General features: G+C 57.7%; 3 rRNA genes. All 3 read right to left on the bottom strand.

Going from position 1 to position 5,416, the window contains the following annotated elements:
• Positions 1-10: 10 nt before the first annotated feature.
• Positions 11-127, bottom strand: a 5S ribosomal RNA gene (gene rrf, locus AB0H57_RS32345).
• An 84-nt stretch (positions 128-211) separates the two neighbouring features.
• A 23S ribosomal RNA gene (locus AB0H57_RS32350) occupies positions 212-3,320 on the bottom strand.
• Between the two features lie 385 nt (positions 3,321-3,705).
• Positions 3,706-5,223: ribosomal RNA gene (locus tag AB0H57_RS32355) — 16S ribosomal RNA — on the bottom strand.
• Together the 16S, 23S and 5S rRNA genes form the textbook arrangement of a ribosomal RNA operon.
• Between the last annotated feature and the right edge of the window lie 193 nt (positions 5,224-5,416).

Below are 5,416 nucleotides of genomic sequence, written 5' to 3' on the forward strand. Positions count from 1 at the left end.
TGGAATGTTTGTCCGGCGGTGTCCTACTCTCCCACACCCTCCCGAGTGCAGTACCATCGGCGCTGGAGGGCTTAGCTTCCGGGTTCGGAATGTAACCGGGCGTTTCCCCTCCGCCATGACCGCCGTAACACTATCGACATGTCAAACAACACCACACGTGTGGTCTGTTGTTCGTTTGTCGGGAGTTGCACAGTGGACGCGTAGCAGCTTGGTAGTCAAGTCCTCGGCCTATTAGTACCGGTCAACTGAACCCGTTACCGGGCTTACATTTCCGGCCTATCAACCCAGTCGTCTAGCTGGGGGCCTTACCCCACAAAGTGGGTGGGATACCTCATCTTGAAGCGAGCTTCCCGCTTAGATGCTTTCAGCGGTTATCCCTTCCGAACGTAGCTAACCAGCCGTGCCCCTGGCGGGACAACTGGCACACCAGAGGTTCGTCCGTCCCGGTCCTCTCGTACTAGGGACAGCCCTTCTCAAGTATCCTACGCGCACGGCGGATAGGGACCGAACTGTCTCACGACGTTCTAAACCCAGCTCGCGTACCGCTTTAATGGGCGAACAGCCCAACCCTTGGGACCTGCTACAGCCCCAGGATGCGACGAGCCGACATCGAGGTGCCAAACCATCCCGTCGATATGGACTCTTGGGGAAGATCAGCCTGTTATCCCCGGGGTACCTTTTATCCGTTGAGCGACACCGCTTCCACATGCCAGTGCCGGATCACTAGTCCCGACTTTCGTCCCTGCTCGACCTGTCAGTCTCACAGTCAAGCTCCCTTGTGCACTTGCACTCAACACCTGATTGCCAACCAGGCTGAGGGAACCTTTGGGCGCCTCCGTTACCCTTTAGGAGGCAACCGCCCCAGTTAAACTACCCACCAGACACTGTCCCTGAACCGGATAACGGTCCGAAGTTAGATACCCGAATCAACCAGAGTGGTATTTCAAGATTGCCTCCACCCGCACTGGCGTGCGAGCTTCACCGGCTCCCACCTATCCTACACAAGTCAACTCAAATACCAATGTCAAGCTATAGTAAAGGTCCCGGGGTCTTTCCGTCCTGCCGCGCGTAACGAGCATCTTTACTCGTAATGCAATTTCGCCGGGCCTGTGGTTGAGACAGTGGGGAAGTCGTTACGCCATTCGTGCAGGTCGGAACTTACCCGACAAGGAATTTCGCTACCTTAGGATGGTTATAGTTACCACCGCCGTTTACTGGCGCTTAAGTTCTCCGCTTCGCCCCGAAGAGCTAACAGGTCCCCTTAACGTTCCAGCACCGGGCAGGCGTCAGTCCATATACATCGAATTACTTCTTCGCATGGACCTGTGTTTTTAGTAAACAGTCGCTTCCCCCTGCTCTCTGCGGCCATACAACGCTCCACCCGCGCGGGGCTTCACGTCTCCGGCCCCCCTTCTCCCTAAGTTACGGGGGCAATTTGCCGAGTTCCTTAACCACAGTTCGCCCGATCGCCTCGGTATTCTCTACCTGACCACCTGTGTCGGTTTGGGGTACGGGCCGCTAAGAACTCGCTAGAGGCTTTTCTCGGCAGCATAGGATCACTGACTTCACCTGAATCGGCTCGGCATCACGTCTCAGCCTACATGCACCACGGATTTGCCTATGGTGCGGCCTACACGCTTACCCCGGCACAACCACCGGCCGGGCTCAGCTACCTTCCTGCGTCACCCCATCGCTTGACTACTACCCGCCAGGTTCCCACGCTCCCCACCATTGGTCCGAAGACCGCCGGCAGTTCGGGTGGTTAGCACAACGAGGTTCGTCAGGGTCGCTCTTTCGCGGGTACGGGAATATCAACCCGTTGTCCATCGACTACGCCTCTCGGCCTCGCCTTAGGTCCCGACTCACCCAGGGCGGATTAGCCTGGCCCTGGAACCCTTGGTCATCCGGCGGAAGGGTTTCTCACCCTTCTTTCGCTACTCATGCCTGCATTCTCACTCGTGCCGCGTCCACAACTGGGTCACCCCGCTGCTTCACCCCCGGCACGACGCTCCCCTACCCATCCACACACCTGCACAACACATCAAGGCGTTGCGTGGTTAAAATGTGAATGCCACAGCTTCGGCGGTGTGCTTGAGCCCCGCTACATTGTCGGCGCGGAACCACTTGACCAGTGAGCTATTACGCACTCTTTAAAGGGTGGCTGCTTCTAAGCCAACCTCCTGGTTGTCTATGCGACCCCACATCCTTTTCCACTTAGCACACGCTTAGGGGCCTTAGCTGGTGATCTGGGCTGTTTCCCTCTCGACTACGAAGCTTATCCCCCGCAGTCTCACTGCCGCGCTCTCACTTACCGGCATTCGGAGTTTGGCTGATTTCGGTAAGCTTGTGGGCCCCCTAGACCATCCAGTGCTCTACCTCCGGCAAGAAACACGCGACGCTGCACCTAAATGCATTTCGGGGAGAACCAGCTATCACGGAGTTTGATTGGCCTTTCACCCCTAACCACAGGTCATCCCCCAACTTTTCAACGTTGGTGGGTTCGGCCCTCCACGCGGTCTTACCCGCGCTTCAGCCTGCCCATGGCTAGATCACTCCGCTTCGGGTCTAGAGCATGCGACTAAAAACGCCCTATTCAGACTCGCTTTCGCTACGGCTCCCCCACACGGGTTAACCTCGCCACATGCCACTAACTCGCAGGCTCATTCTTCAAAAGGCACGCCGTCACCCCGTAAGGCTCCGACGGATTGTAGGCGAACGGTTTCAGGTACTATTTCACTCCCCTCCCGGGGTACTTTTCACCATTCCCTCACGGTACTCGTCCGCTATCGGTCACCAGGAAGTATTTAGGCTTACCAGGTGGTCCTGGCAGATTCACGGCAGATTTCAGGAGTCCGCCGCTACTCGGGAACACCCACAGAAGGCCAGTAGCTTTCACCTACCGGACTGTCACCGCCTACGGTCAGCCTTTCCAGACTATTCGGCTAGCAACTGGCTTTATAACTCCTCGAACAAGTGTCAGCTTGTTCAGCGGGGTCCCACAACCCCAACCACGCAACCCCTGACAGGTATCACACGCAGCCGGTTTAGCCTCAATCCGCTTTCGCTCGCCACTACTCACGGAATCACATGTTGTTTTCTCTTCCTACGGGTACTGAGATGTTTCACTTCCCCGCGTTCCCCCCACACACCCTATGTGTTCAGGTGTGGGTGACTGGACATGACTCCAGCCAGGTTTCCCCATTCGGACACCCTGGGATCACAGCTTGGTTGACAGCTCCCCCAGGCCTATCGCGGCCTCCCACGTCCTTCATCGGCTCCTGGTGCCAAGGCATCCACCGTTCGCCCTTGACAACTTGACCACAAAGATGCTCGCGTCCACTGTGCAATTCTCAACAAACGACCAACCCACAACCCAACAGTCTCCCACCAAACCCGACAACCGCCGGCGGTATGAGAAACCAGGCCATGCCTGGCAGACCGACGAAACCCGAAGGCCCCGAACCAGTCTCCGAAAGAAACAAACCCACAGGGTTGTTCCTTCAGGACCCAACAGGGTGCTAAAAACGCCTTCTCCCAGCCGCACCGCACATCCCGTTCCCTACCAACCCCAAAGGATCAGTCGTACTAGGAACCCACAGCCGTTGCCGAATGAAAACTAGCCAGCGTCTCCGCCTCTGAGCACCCCGACCCGACATCCGCGGGCCGCGGGCTCCATACCGTCTTTCAACGGATGGTGCTCCTTAGAAAGGAGGTGATCCAGCCGCACCTTCCGGTACGGCTACCTTGTTACGACTTCGTCCCAATCGCCAGCCCCACCTTCGACGGCTCCCTCCCACAAGGGGTTGGGCCACCGGCTTCGGGTGTTGCCGACTTTCGTGACGTGACGGGCGGTGTGTACAAGGCCCGGGAACGTATTCACCGCAGCGTTGCTGATCTGCGATTACTAGCGACTCCGACTTCACGGGGTCGAGTTGCAGACCCCGATCCGAACTGAGACCGGCTTTTTGGGATTCGCTCCACCTCACGGTATCGCAGCCCATTGTACCGACCATTGTAGCATGCGTGAAGCCCTGGACATAAGGGGCATGATGACTTGACGTCATCCCCACCTTCCTCCGAGTTGACCCCGGCAGTCTTCGATGAGTCCCCGCCATAACGCGCTGGCAACATCGAACGAGGGTTGCGCTCGTTGCGGGACTTAACCCAACATCTCACGACACGAGCTGACGACAGCCATGCACCACCTGTGACCGCCCCCGAAGGACCTCACATCTCTGCGAGTTTTGCGGCCATGTCAAACCCAGGTAAGGTTCTTCGCGTTGCATCGAATTAATCCGCATGCTCCGCCGCTTGTGCGGGCCCCCGTCAATTCCTTTGAGTTTTAGCCTTGCGGCCGTACTCCCCAGGCGGGGCGCTTAATGCGTTAGCTGCGGCACAGGGAACCGGAGAGGCCCCCCACACCTAGCGCCCAACGTTTACAGCGTGGACTACCAGGGTATCTAATCCTGTTCGCTCCCCACGCTTTCGCTCCTCAGCGTCAGTATCGGCCCAGAGACCCGCCTTCGCCACCGGTGTTCCTCCTGATATCTGCGCATTTCACCGCTACACCAGGAATTCCAGTCTCCCCTACCGAACTCTAGCCTGCCCGTATCGCCCGCAGGCTTGGAGTTGAGCCCCAAGTTTTCACGGTCGACGCGACAAGCCGCCTACGAGCTCTTTACGCCCAATAAATCCGGACAACGCTCGCACCCTACGTCTTACCGCGGCTGCTGGCACGTAGTTGGCCGGTGCTTCTTCTGCAGGTACCGTCACTTGCGCTTCGTCCCTGCTGAAAGAGGTTTACAACCCGAAGGCCGTCATCCCTCACGCGGCGTCGCTGCATCAGGCTTCCGCCCATTGTGCAATATTCCCCACTGCTGCCTCCCGTAGGAGTCTGGGCCGTGTCTCAGTCCCAGTGTGGCCGGTCGCCCTCTCAGGCCGGCTACCCGTCGTCGCCTTGGTAGGCCATCACCCCACCAACAAGCTGATAGGCCGCGAGCCCATCCCAAGCCGAAAAACTTTCCACCAAGACATCATGCGATGCAAGGTCATATTCGGTATTAGCCCCGGTTTCCCGGGGTTATCCCAAAGCCTGGGGCAGGTTGCTCACGTGTTACTCACCCGTTCGCCGCTCGAGTACCCCGAAGGGCCTTTCCGCTCGACTTGCATGTGTTAAGCACGCCGCCAGCGTTCGTCCTGAGCCAGGATCAAACTCTCCAACAAAAACTTGTCGAACAGCATCCTGACAACAAAAGTGTTGCCAAAGGAATCCCAACCAGCAACCACCAAACGATGGCCACCAGTCCAGGGTATAAAACAATTGGCACTGGCTTATCAATAGCACCCTGTTGAGTTCTCAAAGAACAACCACACACCATCCGAAGCCCCACAACCGCAGGACCCCATCCGGGGCAAC

Origin of the sequence: Micromonospora sp. NPDC050686 (genome assembly GCF_040654475.1) — a bacterium.
Taxonomy (GTDB): Bacteria; Actinomycetota; Actinomycetes; order Mycobacteriales; family Micromonosporaceae; genus Micromonospora.